Annotated in this window: 16 protein-coding genes; 9 read left to right on the top strand and 7 right to left on the bottom strand. The window is 72.6% G+C overall.

Annotated elements, in window-relative coordinates:
- Window positions 1–40 precede the first annotated feature (40 nt).
- The 4 genes from ACZ6JY_RS22620 to ACZ6JY_RS22605 form a co-directional block, all read right to left on the bottom strand.
- Complete coding sequence (locus ACZ6JY_RS22620; protein ID WP_469198763.1) at window positions 41–829, bottom strand: SURF1 family cytochrome oxidase biogenesis protein; 789 nt, start codon at window positions 827–829, stop codon at window positions 41–43.
- 90 nt (window positions 830–919) lie between these two features.
- Window positions 920–1,153 carry a hypothetical protein gene (locus ACZ6JY_RS22615; protein ID WP_076686896.1) on the bottom strand — a complete coding sequence of 78 codons (234 nt, stop codon included), beginning with the start codon at window positions 1,151–1,153 and terminating at the stop codon, window positions 920–922.
- A gap of 133 nt (window positions 1,154–1,286) precedes the next feature.
- Entirely contained in the window at window positions 1,287–2,282 is a 996-nt protein-coding gene (locus ACZ6JY_RS22610) for a DEDDh family exonuclease (protein WP_469198133.1), read from the bottom strand.
- 31 nt (window positions 2,283–2,313) lie between these two features.
- A complete protein-coding gene (locus tag ACZ6JY_RS22605) occupies window positions 2,314–2,946 on the bottom strand; it encodes a TetR/AcrR family transcriptional regulator (protein WP_469198131.1) in 633 nt (210 codons plus the stop codon).
- 72 nt (window positions 2,947–3,018) lie between these two features.
- On the opposite strand from ACZ6JY_RS22605, the gene ACZ6JY_RS22600 reads away from it, so the two are divergent.
- The 9 genes from ACZ6JY_RS22600 to ACZ6JY_RS22560 all read left to right on the top strand — a co-directional run bounded on the left by ACZ6JY_RS22600 (window position 3,019) and on the right by ACZ6JY_RS22560 (window position 15,394).
- A complete protein-coding gene (locus tag ACZ6JY_RS22600) occupies window positions 3,019–3,831 on the top strand; it encodes an acetoacetate decarboxylase family protein (RefSeq protein ID WP_469198129.1) in 813 nt (270 codons plus the stop codon).
- A 1-nt stretch (window position 3,832) separates the two neighbouring features.
- On the top strand, window positions 3,833–4,717 hold the full coding sequence (locus ACZ6JY_RS22595; protein WP_469198127.1) for an SDR family NAD(P)-dependent oxidoreductase: 885 nt from the start codon (window positions 3,833–3,835) through the stop codon (window positions 4,715–4,717).
- Window positions 4,718–4,731: 14 nt separating this feature from the next.
- Window positions 4,732–6,039 (top strand): amidohydrolase family protein, encoded by a 1,308-nt coding sequence (locus ACZ6JY_RS22590; RefSeq protein WP_469198125.1) that lies wholly within the window; start codon window positions 4,732–4,734, stop codon window positions 6,037–6,039.
- Entirely contained in the window at window positions 6,036–7,292 is a 1,257-nt protein-coding gene (locus ACZ6JY_RS22585; protein ID WP_469198123.1) for an amidohydrolase family protein, read from the top strand. The genes ACZ6JY_RS22590 and ACZ6JY_RS22585 overlap by 4 nt, the downstream gene beginning before the upstream one ends.
- A gap of 86 nt (window positions 7,293–7,378) precedes the next feature.
- Window positions 7,379–12,583, top strand: a complete 5,205-nt coding sequence (locus ACZ6JY_RS22580) for an HD domain-containing protein (protein ID WP_469198121.1) — start codon at window positions 7,379–7,381, stop codon at window positions 12,581–12,583.
- Window positions 12,584–12,608: 25 nt separating this feature from the next.
- Entirely contained in the window at window positions 12,609–12,953 is a 345-nt protein-coding gene (locus ACZ6JY_RS22575; RefSeq protein WP_469198119.1) for a hypothetical protein, read from the top strand.
- A complete protein-coding gene (locus tag ACZ6JY_RS22570) occupies window positions 12,950–13,591 on the top strand; it encodes a hypothetical protein (protein ID WP_469198118.1) in 642 nt (213 codons plus the stop codon). The genes ACZ6JY_RS22575 and ACZ6JY_RS22570 overlap by 4 nt, the downstream gene beginning before the upstream one ends.
- Before the next feature lie 124 nt (window positions 13,592–13,715).
- On the top strand, window positions 13,716–14,666 hold the full coding sequence (locus ACZ6JY_RS22565) for a sterol desaturase family protein (protein ID WP_469198116.1): 951 nt from the start codon (window positions 13,716–13,718) through the stop codon (window positions 14,664–14,666).
- Window positions 14,663–15,394, top strand: a complete 732-nt coding sequence (locus ACZ6JY_RS22560; protein ID WP_469198114.1) for a lysoplasmalogenase — start codon at window positions 14,663–14,665, stop codon at window positions 15,392–15,394. The genes ACZ6JY_RS22565 and ACZ6JY_RS22560 overlap by 4 nt, the downstream gene beginning before the upstream one ends.
- Here ACZ6JY_RS22560 and ACZ6JY_RS22555 read toward each other — a convergent pair.
- From ACZ6JY_RS22555 to ACZ6JY_RS22545, 3 genes are all read right to left on the bottom strand, one after another.
- Window positions 15,301–16,302 carry a CopD family protein gene (locus ACZ6JY_RS22555; RefSeq protein WP_469198761.1) on the bottom strand — a complete coding sequence of 334 codons (1,002 nt, stop codon included), beginning with the start codon at window positions 16,300–16,302 and terminating at the stop codon, window positions 15,301–15,303. The two genes, ACZ6JY_RS22560 and ACZ6JY_RS22555, sit on opposite strands and share 94 nt — an antisense overlap.
- A 221-nt stretch (window positions 16,303–16,523) precedes the next feature.
- Window positions 16,524–18,089: a S8 family peptidase gene (locus tag ACZ6JY_RS22550; RefSeq protein WP_469198112.1), complete on the bottom strand. Its 1,566-nt coding sequence runs from the start codon at window positions 18,087–18,089 to the stop codon at window positions 16,524–16,526.
- A gap of 14 nt (window positions 18,090–18,103) precedes the next feature.
- Window positions 18,104–19,651 (bottom strand): S8 family peptidase, encoded by a 1,548-nt coding sequence (locus ACZ6JY_RS22545; RefSeq protein ID WP_469198110.1) that lies wholly within the window; start codon window positions 19,649–19,651, stop codon window positions 18,104–18,106.
- Window positions 19,652–19,696: the final 45 nt, after the last annotated feature.

Below are 19,696 nucleotides of genomic sequence, written 5' to 3'. Positions count from 1 at the left end.
CTGCGGATTTCCGCGGCAGGAGGGTGGGATTCCGGCGCCGTCAGACGGTCGCGGGCGTCGACTCGGGCGCGGTGGCCGCCGCGGCCTCCACGCGGTCCTGGCGCTCCCTGCGGACCAGGACGACCCAGCCCACAGGGACGCCCGCGGCGAACAGCCACCACTGGACCGCGTACGCCATGTGCGAGCCGATGCTGCTGTGGTCGGGCTCGCCGATCAGCTCGGGGGTGTCGCCCGCGGGCTCCGGCGAGGTCTGGTCGACGTATCCGCCGAGGACCTCCTTGCCGAGGCTCTGGGCCTGCTGGCCGCTGCTGATCAGCATGATCTGACGGTCCGGCAGGCCGCGGAGGTCCTTGATGCCGCTCTCCGCGGACGTCTCGTCGGCCATCAGGCGGCCGGTCACGACGGTCCGGCCCCTGGGCGGCGCGGGGATCTTGGGGAAGGCGGTCTGCGGCCCGTCGGCCGGGATCCAGCCGCGGTTGACGAGCAGGACCTTGCCGTCGTCCATGACGAAGGGCGTCAGGACGTGGAAACCGACCTTGTCGTCGGAGTTCGTGCGGCGCCGCACGACGACCTCGTGCTCCGTGTCGAACCTGCCCTCGGCGCTCACCCTGCGGTACAGATCCTCCTTGGGCACCTCGTGCCCGGGGGAGGTGATCTCCTCGGCCGGGACCGGGTCGGCGGCCAGCGCCTCGGAGATCCGCTCGTTCTGCGCGACGCGGTGCTCGTGCCGGTGGAACTGCCAGAAGCCCAGCTCGACCATCACGGGGATGAGAACGAGGGCGATGAGGGTGAGGATCACCCACTGCCGGGACAACAGGAAGCGGTACACCCCACGACCGTACAACTCGGTCATGGGGTGTCCGGCGGTGGGGTCGGGGTGCGGTGGGCCGGCCCCGGGCGAGGGGCGGGGGAGAGCGGGTCAGACCTTGTCGATGATGCCCACCCGGCCCTCCGCGCGTGAGCAGTGGGCGCCGCAGTACCAGTGGCCGTCGACCTCGACGCCCTGGCCGATGATCCGGCACCGGCAGTGCTCGCAGATGGGCGCCATGCGGTGGATGGCGCAGGAGAAGCAGTCGAAGACGTGCACCGCGCCCTGCGCGTGCACCTCGAAGGACATGCCGTAGTCGTTTCCGCAGACCTCGCAACGTGCCATGCGCCACAGGGTGGGACGGAGCGGCGGTGCGGGGCGAGCGGTCGGCGGGCGAGTCGCCCGGCAATCACCCGTCCGAGGGTCGCCGCTCCGCCGACCCGCCGTCACCCGCCCGGCACCCTGGCCGCGCCCGGCGTCACTGCTCCGAGGCGGGCGCCACGTCAGGGAGGAGCTGGCCGAAGGCGGCCTCGTCGATCACCGGCGTGCCGAAGGAGCGCGCCTTGACGGTCTTGGAGGTGCCGGAGTCCGGGTCGTTCGTGACGAGCAGGCTGGTGAGGCGCGACACGCTCGTGGCGATGTGCAGGCCCGCCTCGACCGCCCGGTCCTCAAGCAGGTCACGCTCGACGGAAGTGTCGCCGGAGAACGCGATCCGCATGCCCTGCTTGAGCGGTTTGCCCGGTTCGTAACGCCCCGGGTTCGGGTACGGGCACGGCGGGCGCTTGCGCGAGGGGCGCCAACTGGTGGGCCGGTACGCGGCGGAGGGCGCGGGCCCCGTCGACTGGCGTACGACGCGGGGCGGGCCGTCGGACCACTCGGTGAGCGGACGGCATTCGAGCAGCGGCAGCCGGACATTGCCGCCCGCGGCCGCGAGCAGACTGGGGCGGAACGCCTCGGCGAGCACGCGCGCGTCGTCGAGCGCGTTGTGCGCGTGGCGCTGCTCTACGCCGAAGTGCGCGGCCAGCGACTCCAGCTTGTGGTTGGGCAGCGGGAGCGCGAGCTCCTTGGAGAGCGCGATGGTGCACAGCCGCTGCCGGACGGGGGCGGTGCGCTCCGCGCGTGCGTACTCCCTGGCGATCATCGACCAGTCGAAGACCGCGTTGTGCGCGACCAGGACGCGGCCGTCGAGGCGGCTCGCGAACTCCTCGGCGATGTCCTTGAACAGCGGCGCGTCCGCGAGCATCGCGGTGGTGAGTCCGTGGATCCAGACGGGCCCCGGGTCACGCTGGGGGTTGACCAGGGTGTACCAGTGGTCCTCGATCTCGCCCCGGGCGCCCACCCGGTAGACCGCGGCCGACACTATGCGGTCGTCGCGGGCCAGGCCGGTGGTCTCGACGTCGACGACCGCGTACCCCGTTGGATACGCGGCCGGCCAGGGGGCGGCGGACGCTGCGGTCGTGCGGTCTTCGAGCATGGTCCATGAGGATACGGGCCGCGACTGACAGTCAGCTCCCCGGTCCGAGAAGCCCGGCCACCAGAGCCGTGACGGACGTGGTGAAGAGCGCCTCCGGATCGAGCGGCGCGGCGAGCGCGCGGGCGAGCGCGCCGTCCCGCTCCGCCGTCTCCGCCGTCCACAGCTCCTCCTCGCCGGGGCGCTGGACGGGGGCGCGTTCACGGTTGCGTTCGACCAGGACGTGGCCGACGACATGCACCTGGACGGCGCGCACGGCGTCGGCGGCGCGGGCGCCGCGCAGCCCTGCCTCGTGCGCCTCGTGCACCAGGGCCCGCTGGGCGGGCAGGAACATCCGTTCGGTGAGCCCGCGTTCGTGGACCATCGCCACCAGGTGCGGATGGCCGCGAAGCAGCCGGCGCAGCTCGCGGGCCACGGAGACGATCCGCCGGGCGGGCGTGCGGCCGGTGGGGCGGATCTCGCCGAGGTCGGCGAGCGTGCGCTCGACCAGGGCGTCCAGGAGCGACTCGCGGTTGCCGACGTGCCAGTAGATCGAGGTGACGGCGGTGCCGAGCTCGGCGGCGAGACCGCGCATCGTCAGGGCCCGAGGACCGTGCCGTTTCACGAGAACCTCGGCGGCGGCGAGTACGTCCTCCCGGTTCAGCGTGCGCGTCTCTTTACCCTTCACGGCTCCTGTTGTAACTGTGTTACAGGCACGTCGCAAGCCTTTGCCGACCCGCAAGCCGAAGGGTGGTACGACATGGCACGCGTACGGTACGGAGCGCGCGGCGAGGCGGAGATCGCCGCCTCGCGCACCGCGAGCTCCAGACTCCCCGACATCTGGTCCACGGGCGTAGCGGCCGTCTGGGAGAGCGATCCCGACGCGGTCGCGGCCGTGCTGCCGCCGCCCCTGAAGCCCACGGGGCAGCCCCTGGTGCGGGCCAACATCAGCAAGGTGGACCTGCCCGGCTACCCGCTCGGCGCGGGTTCCGTGGCCGTCGCCGCCGAGCACGGGGGAGTGCGGGGCTGGTATCCGCTGGTGATGCCGATGACCCACGAGCGCGCCCTGATTGGCGGGCGCGAGGTCTTCGGGGAGCCGAAGAAGCTCGGCGAGGTGGAGGTCGAGCGCGACGGCCTTGTCGTGCGCGCCTCGCTGGCCCGGCACGGCATCGCGTTCGTGGAGGTGCGCGGCGCGGTCAGCGGTGCCCTGCCGCTCCCCGCGCCGACGGCCAGGACGGACTTCTACTTCAAGTTCCTGCCCGCGGTGGACGGTTCGGGGGCGGACGGTTCGGGCTTCGACATCGACCCGGTGCTCGTGCACTGCGTACGCAACGAGAAGGTCCGCAAGCTGGAGGGCATCACCGGGGACGTCGTCCTGCGCGAGTCGATGTACGACCCCGTGGCCGATCTGCCGGTCCGCGCGGTCGTCGGGATCACCATCGGCGAGAAGACCACCGACCAGCGGGGCCGCGTCGTCGAGCGCGTCGACGCGCAGTCCCTGCTGCCCTACATCCACCAGCGCTACGACGACCCCGCCCAGATCCTCGACGGCCCGCCCGAGGGGAGCGCCTGACATGAAGCTGCGCGAAGGGCAGGTCGCCGTCGTGACGGGCGCGGCGAGCGGCATCGGCCTCGCCATGGCCCGCCGGTTCGCGGCGGACGGCCTCAGGGTGGTCCTGGCCGACGTCGAGGAGCGCGCCCTGGAGAAGGCCGCCGCGAGCCTGCGCGAGGACGGCGCCACCGTGCACGCGCGCGTGGTCGACGTCGGGCGGCGCGAAGAGGTCCTCGCCCTGGCCGACGAGGCGTACGACACGTTCGGCGCCGTCCACGTGCTCTGCAACAACGCGGGGGTCGGCTCGGGCGCCGAGGGCCGCATGTGGGAGCACGAACCGAACGACTGGAAGTGGGCGTTCGAGGTCAACGTCTGGGGCGTCTTCCACGGCGTCCAGGCCTTCGTGCCACGCATGATCGCGGGCGGGGAGCCGGGGCACGTCGTCAACACCTCCTCAGGGGACGGCGGCATCGCGCCGTTGCCCACCGCCTCCGTGTACGCGGTCACCAAGGCGGCCGTGGTGACGATGACCGAGTCGCTGTACGCCCATCTGAAGGCGGAGCACGCGCGCGTGGGCGCCTCCGTGCTCTTCCCCGGCCCCCACATGCTGCGCACCGGCCTGTGGGAGTCGCACCGCAACCGGCCCGAGCGGTACGCCAAGTCCCGCCCCCGCAAGGCCCCTTACCGCAGCCTCGGCCAGTGGGAGGCCGCGATGCGGGACGCGGGCAAGGAGGTGGAGTTCACGCCCGTCGAGGAGGTCGCGGACTTCGTGGCCGAGGGCATCGCGGCCGGGCGCTTCTGGCTGCTCCCGGCGAGCGAGCACAGCGACCGGCAGATCAGGGCGAGGGCGCGGTCGATGCTCGACCGCGCCGACCCGGCGTACCTGGAGAGCTTCATCCTGGACTGAAGGGAGCGCCACCCATGAGCGACGACGGCAAGGGACACCAGGACCACCAGGACCCGTACCTGATCATCTCCTCCGACTGCCACGCCGGACTGCCCACCGAGGAGTACCGGCCCTACCTCGACAGCCGTTTCCACCGCGCCTTCGACGACTTCCTAGGGGAGCGTGGCGCCCGCCGCGAGGAGGCGACCCGGCTCGGCATCCGCAACGACGCGTTCGCCGACAAGTGGTTCAGGGACAACGAGGAGGGGCTGCGCGGCGGCTGGGAGAGCGGGCCGCGCCTGAAGGAGCTGGACGGCGACGGCGTGGCCGCCGAGGTCGTCTTCCCCGACGCGGACGCCGTGGACAGCCGGACCGCCGCGCCCTTCGGCGTGGGCCTCGGGCTCTCCGGCGACCAGGACCCCGAGCTCGGCATGGCGGGCGCCCGGGCGCACAATCGCTGGCTCGCCGACTTCGTGTCCGAGCACCCCGAACGGCACTGCGGTGTCGCCCTGCTGCCCATCACCGGCGAGGTCGACCGCGTCGTGGCCGAGGTCCACCGCGCCAAGGAGTCGGGGCTCGGGGCGCTGATGATCCCCTCCATGTGGGTCGACAAGGCGCCCTACCACGACCGGCGTTACGACCCGGTGTGGGCGGCGGCGGCCGAGTGCGCGATGCCCGTGGTCACACACTCCGGGGCGGCGCCCCGCCACGAGTACGGCGACCACCTCGGGATCTATGTCTCCGAGGTGACGTGGTGGCCCGCGCGGCCCCTGTGGTTCATGCTCTGGTCGGGCGTCTTCGAACGTCACCCGGGGCTGAGGTTCGGCGTCGCCGAGTCGGGCTGCTGGTGGCTGCCGAACCTGCTGTGGTTCATGGACCGCCTCTACCTGGGCGCGCACGGCGGCAAGAAGCTCTCCCCGTTCGCCGAGCTGAAGCGGCCCCCGCACGAATACCTGGACCGCCAGCTCTTCGTCTGCGCCACCAACACCAAGCGCCGCGAGCTCGCCCAGCGCCACGAGATCGGCGTCGACAACATCCTCTGGGGCAGCGACTTCCCGCACCCCGAGGGCACCTGGCCCGACACGCGCGCGTGGCTGCGGAAGACCTTCCACGACATTCCCGTGGCGGAGACCCGCCGCATGCTCGGCCTCGCCGCGGCCGACGTCTTCGGCTTCGACACCGACAGGCTCGCGCCGCTGGCCGCCCGCATCGGCCCCACGCCCGCCGACCTCGGCCAGGACCCCGACCAGCCGGCCGTCGAGGCGTCCTGGGCGCGCTCGCGCGAGGTGGGCCGCCACTGGCTGACCGACCACGACTTTCCCGCGCTGGGGAGGGACTCATGACCGAGGACCGCTACACCGTCATCTCCGCGGACTGCCACGCCGGAGCCGATCTCCTCGACTACCGGCCCTACCTGGAGTCCCGGTACCACGACGCCTTCGACGCCTGGGCTGCCACCTACGTCAACCCCTACGAGGACCTCCTCGCCGACACCGCCGACCGCAACTGGAACTCCGACCGCCGCATCGCCGAGCTGGAGGCGGACGGCATCGTCGCCGAGGTCGTCTTCCCCAACACCATCCCGCCCTTCTTCCCCTCCGCCTCACTGATGGCGCCGGCCCCCACCCGCGAGGAGTTCGAGCAGCGCTGGGCGGGGCTGCGCGCCCACAACCGCTGGCTCGCCGACTTCTGCGCCGCCGCGCCGGGCCGCAGGGCGGGCGTCTTCCAGATCCTGCTCAACGACGTGGAGGAGGCGGTCGGGGAGATCCGCCGGTCGGCGCGGGCGGGCCTCACGGGCGGCGTCCTGCTGCCGGGCACCCCGCCGGGTTCCGGTCTGGCGGAGCTGTACTCGTCGGCGTACGACCCGATCTGGGCGACCTGTGCGGAGCTGGGCGTCCCGGTCAACCACCACGCGGGCTCCGCCTCGCCGCCGCTCGGCGACGAGCCCGCCGCGCGCGCGGTGTTCATGGTCGAGACGACGTGGTTCTCGCACCGGGCGCTGTGGCACCTCGTCTTCGGCGGCGCCTTCCGCCGCCACCCGGAACTGCGGCTCGTCCTCACCGAACAGGGCTCCGGCTGGATACCGGGGGTGCTCGACATGCTGGACTACTACCACGCGCGGCTGGTCGCGGCGGCGACGAAGCGCTCACCGGCGGCAGGGGGACCCCCGGCAGGGACGGCCGAGTCGAAGTTCGGCGCGGGCCTCGCCGAGGCGATGGGCAAGGGCCCCTCCGAGATCTGGCGCGAGAACTGCTTCGTGGGCGCCAGCTTCATGCGCCCGCACGAGGCGGCCCTGCGCGACCGCATCGGCCTCGACAAGATCATGTGGGGCAGCGACTACCCGCACGACGAGGGCACCCACCCGTACTCCCGCGAGGGCCTGCGCATCAGCTACGCGGGCCTGCCGAGGGACGAGGTCGCGGCCATGGTCGGCGGCAACGCGGCCCGCGTCTACGGCTTCGACCTCCAGCGGCTCGGTCGCCTCGCCGCGCGCGTGGGCCCCACGGTCCGGGAACTGGACGAGCCCCTCAAAGAACCCCCGCCCGACGCGACGAGCCCGGTCTTCGCGCCGGGGGGTTCGGTACGGGTCTGGTGAACCGGTAGCCGCCCGGTGGCCGGGACCACTGTCGGTGCCCTGTGGGATCCTGGCCCGTGTCGCGCTCGGAAGGGGAGACACGGGCCATGGGGGAGAGCAAGCAGGCGCTGGTCATCGCCGTGCCGAGGTACGAACTGGAGGAAGAGTTCGCAGACTTGACGGTCGCGGTCGACCGGGACGTGGAGCTCATCGGCGCCGCGCTGCGCTCCTCCGGGTACAGCGTCGAGGTCCTCGGGCACGCGCCCGACAGACCCGCGCAGCGCTCCCGGATCCGCAGCGCGATCAGCCGGATCTGCTGCACCGCTCCGGAGGACGGCACCGTCCTCGTCCACTTCACCGGACACGGCCTCTCGGTCGGCGGCGTCGACCACTTGGTGCCGGCGGACGCCCAGTTGAGCTGGGCCACCGACCCGCCGGAGGTCGCGCTCGACAGCCTCATCGACCTCGACCTCGCGTCGCTGCTCCAGGGGTGCAGGGCCGGGACGGTGCTGCTCACCGTCGACGCCTGCCGCGACCCCGCCGGCCCGGACGGCGGCTCGCACGGCGGCCGGGCGACGAGCTTCCCCGCGGGACACGACCGCGTGGCCGTGCTCTTCGGCTGCGGCCCGGGTCAGACCTGCGGGTCCGACGACGAGGCGGGCAGCCACTTCACGCGCGCGCTCGCCGAGGCCCTGGACGCCGACACCTCGCCGCGGACCGTGGCCGAAGTCATCGAGTACACCACGGCGCGCACGACGGAGCTGGCCCGCGCCGCAAGACACCGGCAGACCCCCACCCCGCACTACGCGCCGAGCGGCCCCGCCGCCATCGCCTCGGCAACGCTCTGCTCGGGGCGCACGCGCCAGGAGGCATGGAAGGCAGCGGTCCGCGACCCCGAGCTATGGGCCGCCGTCCGCTGCGACGCGGCCCGCAGGGCCCGTCTCCAGGAGGCGCTGGTCACGCTCACCGCGGAGTGCGCGCGGTGGTACGGCTCCGCGCTGGCCGGGGTCCAGGACCCCTGGGCGGACGACGACTACCCCGTACGGGTCCTGACCAGGGGGCTCAGGCCGTTGCTCGCCCCCTCGCAGACCCAGGGCGGGCCGCTCATCGACGCGGGCGAGTTCGCCGTCCTCGCGGCAGCCCCGTTCGTACGGGAGGCGCTGCACGCCCTCGGCGTCAAGGCAGCCATCGGCGCCGACGCCTTCCGGCTCGACCCCGCGGTGGACGACGTCGAGACGCAGACGGACCGCGTGGACCTGGAGCACACCTTCGCCGCCCACGCGCTCATCTGGCGCAAGGGACGCGAACTGGCGGGTCGCGGACGCACCGAGGAGGCGCGGGCCGTGGCCGCCTGGCTGATGCACCGGCATGTCCGGAGCAGGGAGGAGCTGTGGGACGAGGCGTATGCCGCGCAGCTCCTCACCCCACTCGCCACGGCCCTCATGGGGGACGCGGCGCCCGCCAGGCGCGTCGGCGAGCTCACCGACGAACTGGTCCGCGTCTGCCGCCAGACCGGCGTGGTCCCCGCCCGGTCCTACGACGAAGAGCGCGAAGCCCCCTTCCGGCTCAGCGAACTCGTGTGCCCGGGGCCGCCAGGAGCCGGTGAGGTCACCGAGAACTGGCGCCCGAGGGAGCTGTCCTGGCTGACCGCTGTCTCCGGACTGCTCGGCGGTGACCTCAGGGACCTGCCGGGGGTTCTCGTCGACAACATCGGTGTCACCGACGGCCTCCGGCCCCGCCAGGCCGTCGAGAGCGTCGCCGAGCTGCGCTGGGTCAGGGACCGCTTCACCAAGGCCGTCGACCTCGATCTCCAGTGCCCGCACCCCGCCGTCCACGCGGGCCTCGAAGCGCTCACCGGCTGGAGCGACGACGCGGTGCTGCGCATCAGGCAGCACGTGGGCCCCGCCGCACCTGACGGCCTCCTCGCCCACCTGCCGGAGCGCGTCACGTGCCGCAGACTGCGCCCCCAGTACGACCCCCGCACCAAGGGCGACACCTACGGAGTGCCCCTCATGCGCTTCGGCCTCGCCGAGGACGAGATGCGCGAACTCCTGATGGGCACCCAGCTCTACGGCGACAAGAACCTCGCCCTGCGCGAGCTGTACCAGAACGCCCTGGACGCCTGCCGCTACCGCGAGGCCCGCCTGCGCTACGGCGAGGCGGCCAAGGGCATCGCGTACAGCTGGCGGGGGGAGATCGTCTTCCGCCAGGGCAGAGACGCCGAGGGCCGCCCGTACGTGGAGTGCGAGGACAACGGCGTCGGCATGGGGCGCGACACGCTGCGAGGCACGTTCTCGCGCGCGGGGCGGCGGTTCGAGCAGTCCCGCGAGTACCGCAGGGAACAGGCGCGCTGGCGGCGGGCCGACGAGAATCTGCGGATCTTCCCGAACAGCCGCTTCGGCGTCGGCGTCTTCAGCTACTTCATGCTGGCCGACGAGATCAGCATCTCCACGCGCGTGACGGACGAGTACGGCCGCGCGGAGTCGGGCCGCGGCCTGCGGGTCGATATCGCGTCGAGCGGCAGTCTCTTCCGCATCGGCGACCGCGACGAGGCACAGCCCTCGGGCGGGACCTGCGTCCGGCTCTACTTGCAGGACGACCACTCGGTCGACGTGGCGAAGGAGCTGGGCGCCCTGGTGTGGCGGTCCGACTTCTCGATGCGGGTCGAGCGGGACGGGAAGGCCGTCCGGTCCTGGAAGAAGGACACGCTCTACTACGAGGGGGACGCCTCTCGGGCGGTGCGGGCCGGACGGGACTTGTGGTGGGTACCGGGCCAGGGGCGGCTGCTGGCGGACGGGGTGCTGGTGGCGGAGCGGCGGGAGAGGTCGCCGTGGTCCGCAGGGGAGGACGCGGGATCTCAGCTGCCGACGTGGACGGCGGGTCTCCCCGAGAAGCGCTTCGCCGACTATCCGAAGGGCTTTCCCTACGGCTGCGTGATGGACCTGCGGGGAAGCCACGCTCCGGAGATCAGCACCAGCAGGACCAAGGTGTTCTCCTACGACCAGGCCTGGGTGGCCCGGCAGATCGTGACCGCCTGCGTCACTTTCGAGCCGCCCGAGTGGCTCACTCTGGAGTGGCTCTGGGACTTCGGCAGGTGGCTGCCGGACGGAGCCGCCCTGCTGACCGAACGGCTGCTGGCGATGGATGCGCGGCTCACGAGCGGGCTGACCTGGGAGCGGACCGCGGCCATCCCCTTCCGTCAGGTCGGGTACTTCCCGGGGGACCCGGAACTCGTTACGGAGCGAGGCGATTGGAGCATGGGCCGCTACCGGGCGGACGCGGCGTTCAGCTCCTGGCGGTCGGCCGTCCTGCGCTCCGTCTCGATCAGGCTTCAGAGCGGTAGCACGGAAATGCCTCTGCCGGACACGACGGAGGGCTACCCCGTCCCGCAGGCGTGGGAAGCCCGGGTCGAGCTCCGGGTGAGGAGTACGGACTTCCTGCTGCGGGCCGCGCTCTCCGCCCAGGAGGAGAGCCGTACCGTCGGGCAGCTCCTCAGGATGGTCAGGCGCCACGCCATCTCGGGCGTCGGCGTTCCCGAGGTTCCCGACCTGGACACGGCCGCCGCGACGGAACTCGACACCCTCGACCGTCGGCTGCTGCTCGGCGATGACGTCCATGGCGGCCTGCTCACCTACTGGACGCCCGGTACGGAAGACTGGCTCAGCCCGCTCGTGGTGCTGCGTACCTTCTCGCAGGAGACCGGGCTCCCGGTGCGCGAGGCACTGGCCCGCGCGCGCAGGCTCGTGGCCAGTGGGCTGCGTCTGCGGGTGCCTGAGGCAGTCTGTGAGATTCCGGCGGATCTGGTGGCCGGAGCTGAGGACCTGCGGGCTCTGTCCTGGCACCCGCACTTCGCGAGTGGAGAGGGGCGGTGGCCCGGATGGGGAGAGCGTCCTTCCGACACCGCGTACGCGGCGGTGCTCGGCCGTTACGCCTGGCTGGGTCTGCCGCACTTGCCACCGGTCCCCGAACCGGCCGGAGCGGACCGCAAGGAGGACGGACCGGCGGTGAGCGAGGAGCTCAGGGACGAGTTCAACAACACCTTCGACTCCGTGATGCACTATGACTCGGAACTTCCGCTGGGGGAACTCGCGGTCGCTTCCGAGAAGCTGTCCCTCACCTTCGCCGAAGTGCTGGAGCGCTTCGCCCCCGTCCTCGAGGAGCGCCGCGTGCGCGTACCTGCCCTCGGAGAGCTGGCGGATCACGTCTCCAGCCGGCTCGAACGAGAGCTGCTGCGAACCCCCGACCATGTGGCGAGCATGCGGGAGACGGCCGCGGATCCGGCGCCACTGCTCGCCACCGCGCGCGCCGTGCAGGCCGTGCGGGCCGATACGGAACAGGTGAAACGGACACTTGAGTGGCTGGCCGCCCGAGGGCTCGTACAGGAGTCGGCTCCCGCCTTCGTCGACGACTGGCGGGGTCTGTCCCTGATAGACCTGAGCCTGCTGCCCGACGACGACTTCGGGCTGCCGCGCAGGCTCGCCCCCGACGATGGGACCCGGTTCCGGGACTACGGTGCACAGGTCGGGTTCGACGCCCCGTACGGTCTGCTCGCCGCGGCCTCGGCGGGGGTATCGCTGGGGGCGGCCTTCGAGCGGCTCACCGCCTTGGGTCCCGTGACGGGACACGAGGTGTCGTTGCCGCTGCCGCTCGCGGCAGACCTCGCCGACGTGCGGCCCACCCGGCCCGACGTGTATGCCTGCTGCATGATGGGGAAGGAGGGCGCGGTCTGGCGTACCTCGCCCGGGGTCACCGTCCTCATCCAGCACGCGCGCGACGAGGCCAACACTCTGGGCGAATGCCTGGCCGCTCTGGCCCGATACGCCCCACTCGGCGCCCCGTGGACCGAGATCACCGACGGCGGCCCGAACTGGCGCGACCACCGGCCTACCGCCCACGACAAAGCGATGTTCGAACCCGACCTGCTCGGCGGTCGTCCCGTCACCGCCCTCGGCCTCCTCCGCGTCGCCGGACGCTTCGGCCGGCCCCTGGACCGGGCCTGGGACCACATCGCCCTGTACCGCCCCCTCGGGGTGCAGGTGACCGTGGATCGGCCGCAGTCGGACGCCGTGCCCGTCTGGCAGGACCTCATCCTGCTCACCGAGCGGTACACCGGACGCGCCCCCGCCCTCACCGGGCAGGTGACGGCCGACCGCATCGCCGTCGCGGCACGCGAGGTGGAGAAGCCCACCCGCTGGGTGCGGGACCGGTACGCCCTGTACGCCCCGCTGTTCGGCCTGACGCTCCCGCCCGATTGCCCGGCCGAGCCCGCCCCGACGCCGCACGCACACCCGTACCGCCCGGAAGTCGACTGACCCCCTCACGGAGAACGGCGCGCCCATGCCCGCACACGACCCGACCACGTTCCAGGAAACCGAAGTCCATCCCACCGCCCCCTTCACCGTGCAACGCTCCGACGACGGCCGCTGGTACACCGTGACCGGCGACTGCCCCACCTGCCGGGGCCGTACGGTCTTCCGGGTCGCCCACGGCGTGCTCGGCCCCACCAAGGGTCGTTGGCGCAGACGGAACGCCGAGCCGGAGCCGCTCACCGGGGCGATCCCGGTCTACTGCCAGTGCGGCTATCCGCACCCCGAGCGCCCGCCGGAGTCGCCGGACTCCGGGTGCGGGGCCTTCTGGGACGTGCCCGTGCCGCCGCCCACGCCACCGGGCGGTGCCCCGTGACCGACCTCGCCAAGAAGCGGGCCGCGCAGCTCGGTCAGCAGCTCCAGGCCGACCAGCTGGGCGCCGTACGACGGCAGGCCGAGGGCTGGCGCAACGGCCTCGCGGGCCTGACCGGCCTGGTCGGGGCCGTTTTCGTGCTGAAGGGCAGGGAGAGCGTCGCGGGTATGCCCGACGTCTGGCGGTGGACCACGGCGGCTCTTCTGGCCGCCGCCTTCCTGCTGCTCCTCTCCGGCGCCCTGAAGGCCGTCCGCGCCGCGCACGGCCAAGTCGGCGAGCACACCTGGCTGAGCGGCGACCGGCTCTTCGCGGCGGTCCTCGACGAAGTCGAACGTACGCAGGACGCACTGGCGTCGGCCCGGCGGCGCTCCGTGACGGGCCTCTGCGCGATCGTCGCCGCGCTCGCCGTGAGCTGGGTCGTGCCGGTCGGGGCCGAGGAGGGCAAGAAGGCCGACGAGCCCGCCCGTGGCGTGCCGCAGGTGCTCGTGACCACGCAGGAGGGCACGCACTGCGGGCGGCTCGTGGTGGGCGATGGCGGCGGGGTGACCATCGAGCGGAGCAAGAATGAGGACAGGGCCGCAGGACGGCTGCGGGTACCGGCCGCGAAGGTCATCTCCGTGATGCCGGTCGGGCGTTGCTGACGGAGGAGGAGCGTTTGAGGCCGGACCGTTGGCGGAGACCACCAACATCCACCCCCGTACCGGCGGTAATACTTGTCGGTAACAACCCCTAGTCGCGGGCCACCGGCCGTTCTACGGTGCACGCATGTCCCCGAACCTGCCCGATGTCGTGCTGTGGTCCATCCCGGCCTTCGTGCTGCTCACCGTCGTCGAGATCGTGAGCCACCGCGTCCATCCCGACGAGGACGACGCGGGGTACGAGGCCAAGGACGCCGCCACCAGCGTCACCATGGGCCTCGGCAGCCTCGCCTTCGACTTCCTGTGGAAGATCCCGATCGTCGCCGTCTACTCCGGGGTGTACGCGCTCACGCCGCTGCGCGTGCCCGTCCTGTGGTGGACGATCCCGCTGATGCTGCTCGCACAGGACTTCTTCTACTACTGGTCGCACCGGGGCCACCACGTGATCCGCATCCTGTGGGCCTGTCACGTGGTGCACCACTCCAGCCGGAAGTTCAACCTCACCACCGCGCTGCGCCAGCCCTGGACCAGCCTCACGGTGTGGCCGTTCTACCTGCCGGTCATCGCCTGCGGCGTCCACCCGGCGGCACTGGCCTTCTGCTCGTCGGCCAACCTGGTCTACCAGTTCTGGATCCACACCGAGCGCATCGGCAAGCTGCCGCGCCCCTTCGAGTACGTCTTCAACACGCCCTCGCACCACCGCGTGCACCACGCGTCCCAGGGCGGCTACCTGGACCGCAACTTCGGCGGCATCCTGATCATCTGGGACCGCCTGTTCGGCTCCTGGGTCGCCGAGACCGACCGGCCCGTCTACGGCCTGACCAAGAACATCGCGACGTACAACCCGCTGCGCGTCGCCACCCACGAGTACGCCGCCATCGCCAAGGACCTCAGAGCGGCCGCCGACTGGCGCGAGCGGGCCGGGCGGATCTTCCGCGGCCCCGGCTGGCAGCCCAAGGCACCAGAGGCACCAGAGGCACCAGATGCACCAGAGGCAACGGAGACAACGGAAGCGTCGCGGGCCCCCGCCGCGGCCGTGCCGTCCGCCGAGGCGCCGGCGGCGGAGCGGGCGGCGTGAGCGGACGCCGACGGCCGTCGCCCCGGCTGCTCCTCGGCGCCTTCGGCCTCGCCGCGCTGGGCGACCTCGGCGCGCTCCTCGCGGGTTCCGACGCCGCCCACGCCGTGTTCAAGCCGCTGCTCATGCCGCTCCTCGCCGCGTACGTGCTGGCGCGGCGCGGCCCCCGGCTCCTGCTCGCCGCCCTCCTCCTCGGCTGGGGCGGCGACACCCTGCTGCTCTTCGACGCCGACCTCGCCTTCCTCGCAGGCATGGGCTCCTTCGCGGCCGGGCACGTCTGCTACCTCGTGCTCTTCAAGAGGTACGGCGACAGGGGACGCCACCGGGGCCCGGCCGGTGCCGCGCTCGTGGCCGCGTACGCCCTCGCGCTCGCCGGCACCGTGGCGCTGCTCTGGCCGGACCTGCCCGCCGACATGCGGGGCCCCGTCGCGGGCTACAGCCTGCTGCTCACCGCCATGGCTCTCGGCGCCACCGTGCTGGGCCCCGCGGCGGCGGCCGGCGGAGCCCTGTTCCTGCTCTCGGACACGCTCATCGCGACCGGCGTCGCCGAGTGGCCGCAGTTGCCGCGCCCGGACTTCGCGATCATGCTCACGTACATCCTGGCGCAGTCCCTGCTGGCCAGGGGCGTGCTCGCGGCTCACCAGCGGATCGGCACCGGCACCGCGGTGAGCAGCGCGGACAGCGCCACGACGACGCCGAGCGCGATCACCTCGCCCCGCGCGGGCGCATAGGCCGACGCACGGCCCGCCGAGCGGCGCATCCGGCGGCGGGCGAGGACCGCGAGCACGGTGACGACGGCCACCACGAGCACCTTGGCGAGCAGCACCCGGCCGTAGGCCGTCCCGGTGAGCTGGTCGGCGACCGTGCCCGGCGGCATCCTGCGCAGCGTGCTGAACGTCCCGGTCACCGTCATCGCGGCGAACAGGACGGCGGCCACGCGCGCGTAGCGGCCGAGTACGGCGACGCCCGCCTCCGGATGGGTCGCCCGCCAGCGCCGCAGTATCCGCAGGACACCGAGCAGTCCGCCCGCCCACAGTGCCCCGCACGTCAGGTGCACCAGCGTGAGGCCGCTGCCGGTCAACGGGGAGTCCTCCACCGGTGGGTGGGCCCGCAGCGCCTCCGCGACGACGATCGCGGCCAGCGGGAGCGCGGCCGTCCCCGGACGCCGCGCGCGGGCGCACAGGGCCGCCGCGATGAAGGCGTTGACCTCCACCAGGGCGAGCCTGCCGTCCCGGGTGTCGTAGAGGCGCCCGAGGTCCAGGTCGGCGAGGTCCTGCGGTACGAGATTGCCGTTCGCCACGATCGCGGCGAGCCCGAGCGCGGCGGCGCACCCCGCCCACGCCGCGTACGCGCCCCACGCGCGCGGCACCCTGTCCAGCGGCGCCCCGGGGACGCGCCGGGCGAGCCGCGCCGCGAACACCTCGCCCGCCTGCACGCACAGGGCGGCGAAGAGGACCGCGCGCAGGAACGTGATCCCGCCGGTACCCGGCGCCTGCGCCTCGCCGGTGCCGCGCAGCGCGGCCGAGGGGCCGAACAGCGGGATCAGGGCGGCCACGGCCACCAGGACGAGCACGGCCACGGTGCGCCCCACGGGCGGGCGGCGGCGCGGTGCGCGGTGCGAGAGGGGGGCGGCCGGTATACCGGCGGTCGCTTCGCCCCCGGGCTCGGCGGTCGGTTCTGTCGGGCTCACCACAAGATCTTCACCAGGCGGCCACCGGCGGGCAAGTCCTGGGGGACAAGCGGTGCAATACGGTTCCGATCGGACGCACCCGCTCAGCCCAGCGGAACCGGCTCGCGGGCCTGGTGACAGCGGAGGGGCCGGGCGGTCGCACCGCCCGGCCCCTCGTCACGCACGCGGGACTACTTGCGCACGGCGTCCAGCGCGTCGGTCATCCCGACGCCGTAGAAGCCGTTCTTGTTCTTGCCGCCCTCGCAGACCGCGTCGACCTTGCCGTCACCGTCGATGTCGTACGGGTCGGTGCAGGCGATCGCGTCCGCCTGGCGGCCGAGCAGCGCCTTGATGCGGGCCGGTGAGGCGTACGGGTGCGTCGACTTCAGCAGGGCGACGACGCCCGCCGCGTGCGGCGACGCCATCGACGTACCGCCCTTGTAGCCGAACTTCCCGCCCGGCAGCGTCGAGAGGATCCTGCCGTCCACGGCCGGCGGGTTCGGCGCCTGGTACTTCGTGGAGTCGCCGCCGGGTGCCGTGACGTCGATGACGCCCTTGCCGTAGTTGGAGTACGACGCCTTGATGCCCTTGGCACCGGTGGCCGAGACCGTCACGACGCCCGGAAGCTGCGACGGCAGGTCGAAGCAGTCCTTGGTCTTGATGGTGCGCGGCACCGGAGTGGTGTCGTCCGGGCTGGAGTCGTCGAGTATCTCGTCCTGGGCGAGGTCGGTCCTGGCGTTGCCCGCGGCCGCGACGTTCACCGCGCCCTTGCGCTCCGCGTACTTGGTGGCCCTGCCCACCGCGTCGACCAGTGCCCTCTGGTCGGCGTCCGTGGTGCAGTTGAACAGCCACGGGTCGGTGTAGTAGCTGCTGTTGGTGACGTCGACGCCGTGGTCGGCCGCCCACATGAAGCCGCAGACGACGGCCTCCGTGTAGTACATGCCGGTCGCGGGCTCCGCCACCTTCAGGCTCGCCACCTTCACGCCGGGCGCCACGCCCGTGACGCCGGTGCCGTTCTTCGCGGCGGCGATCGTGCCCGCCACGTGCATGCCGTGGTCGCTCTCCCCGGCCACCGGACGCCAGGCGTCGCCCTTCTGGACGGGCACGCCGCCCAGGCAGCTCGCCGACGCCCTGCGGTCGAAGTTGGGCGCGATGTCGGGGTGCGTGTCGTCGACCCCGGAGTCGAGCACGCCGACCGTGACGCGGCGGCTGCCGAGCGAGATCTCGTGCGCCTTGTCCGCCTTCATGGCGGGCAGGTCCCACTGGAGCGGCTCCAGCTCGTCCTGGCCCGCCGACGCCTTGCCCGCGGCGGCCGCGGCCTCGGCGGCCGTCAGCGGCCGCTCCGACTCCAGGGCGTTGTCGGCCTGCGCGAGGAGCGGGGCGGTGCGGGTCGAGCCCGCCGACTGGACGCCGCGCGCCTTGCGGATCGTCTTCGCGAAGTCCGCGTTCGCCGAGTGGACGACGATGACGCCGATCTTGTCGTACGCGATGACGACCTTGCCGCCCGCCTTGGTGATGGCGCGCTCGGCGAACCTGGCGGACGCCTTGCCCGGGCGGACGTTCACCACGTAGCTCAGCGACTCCGCCTCCGCGGAAGCCGAGGCCGCCGAGGCCGGGGCGTCCGGCAGCGTGGCGGGCCGCGCCGACGCCGAACCCGGCAGGAAGGCGACGGCCGAGACCACCGCCAGGCCGAGGGGCAGGGCGAGCGCCTTGCGCGAGCGCGGCAGGGCGGCGGTCCTGTTGTGGAACTTCGTCACGTTCTCTTCCCCCGTCACTTCTTCTTCACGGCGTCGAGCGCGTCGACCAGACCGCTGCCGTAGAAGCCGTTCTTGTCCTTGCCGCCGCTCTCGCAGACCGCGTCGGCGTCGCCGTCACCGTCCGGGTCGTACGGCGTGGCCGGGCAGTCCAGGCGGTCGGCCTGGGACTTGAGGAGCCGCTGAAGCTCGGCGGGGCCCGCCTTGGGGTGCGTGGACTTCAGCAGCGCGGCGACGCCCGAGGCGTGCGGCGCGGCCATCGACGTACCGCGGAGCCAGCCGTACTCGCCGCCCGGCAGGGTGGAGAGGATGTTGCCGTTCTTCGACGGGGTGTCGGTCGGCAGCTGGTACTTGTCGCCGCCCGGAGCCGTCACGTCGACGACGCCCTTGCCGTAGCTGGAGTACGACGACTTGAGGTTCCGCACGCCCGTCGCGCTGGTGGTGACGACACCCGGGAGCTGGGTGGGTACGTCCAGGCACTCGCTCGGGTCGATCGTGCGGGTCACCGGCGTGGAGTCGTCCGGGCTGGAGTCGTCCACGATCGCGTCGGAGGCCAGGTCGTGGTTGGAGTTGCCCGCGGAGGCGACGTTGAGGGTGCCCTTCCTCTGGGCGTAGAGCTGGGCGCGGTTGACCGCGTCGAGGATCGCCTTCTGGTCCGGGTCGTCCTTGCAGTTGTACAGCCACGGGTCCACGTAGTAGCTGTTGTTGGTGATCTCGACGCCGTGCTCGGCGGCGAACACGAAGGCGCAGACCACGTTCTCGGGGTAGAACAGCTCGTCGACCGGGTCGGCCACCTTGATGCCGGCGATCTTCACGCCGGGTGCCACGCCCGCCACGCCGACGCCGTTGCGCGCGGCGCCGATCTCACCGGCCACGTGGGTGCCGTGGTAGTGGTCCTTGTTCTCCGGGCGCCAGGCTCCGGCGGAGGTGTCCGCCTTGCCGCCGACACAGCTCGCGGACTGCGACGCCGAGAAGTTCGGGGCCAGGTCGGGGTGGGTGTCGTCGACGCCGGTGTCGATCACGGCGACGGTCACCTTCTTGCTGCCCGGGTTGATCTTCGCCGCCTTGTCGGCGCCGATCGCCCGCAGGTCCCACTGGTCGGCCTCCATCGGCTCGGCGCCCGGAGCGGCGCTCTGCTTCAGGGACTTGGCGTCGGCCTTGGAGAGCGGCTCGGCCTTGCCGTCGTCGGTGGTGCCCGCCGCCCGCAGCGGCGCGGTGTGCGTGGCGCCCGCCGACCGGACGCCGCGCGCCTGGCGTATTCGCTCGCCGAAGGCGGGGTCCGAGGAGTGGGCGACGATGACGCCTATCTTCTCGTGCGTGACGACGACGGAGCCGCCGGCCTTGGCTATCGCCCGCTTCACCTGGGCGATGGTCTTGCGGTCCGTCCGCGTGTTGACGACGTACGCGAAGACGGGGGCATCCTTCGCGGGCTTCGCCGACACGGCGGCGGGGGCGTCGTTCGGGACCGCGGACGCGGCGCCGGGCACGAAACCGACCGAGGCGGCGAGTGCGACACCGAGGGGCACGATCAGCGCCGCCCGACGTCTGGAACGCAGATGAGCCATGGGATCTCCACATCATCCGGAGAGGAACCGCACGCGAAATCGCAT

It is taken from the genome of Streptomyces sp. NPDC046335 (assembly GCF_055587985.1).
Note: the sequence above shows the minus strand (reverse complement) of the source record. Positions and strands in the feature narration are given on the sequence as shown.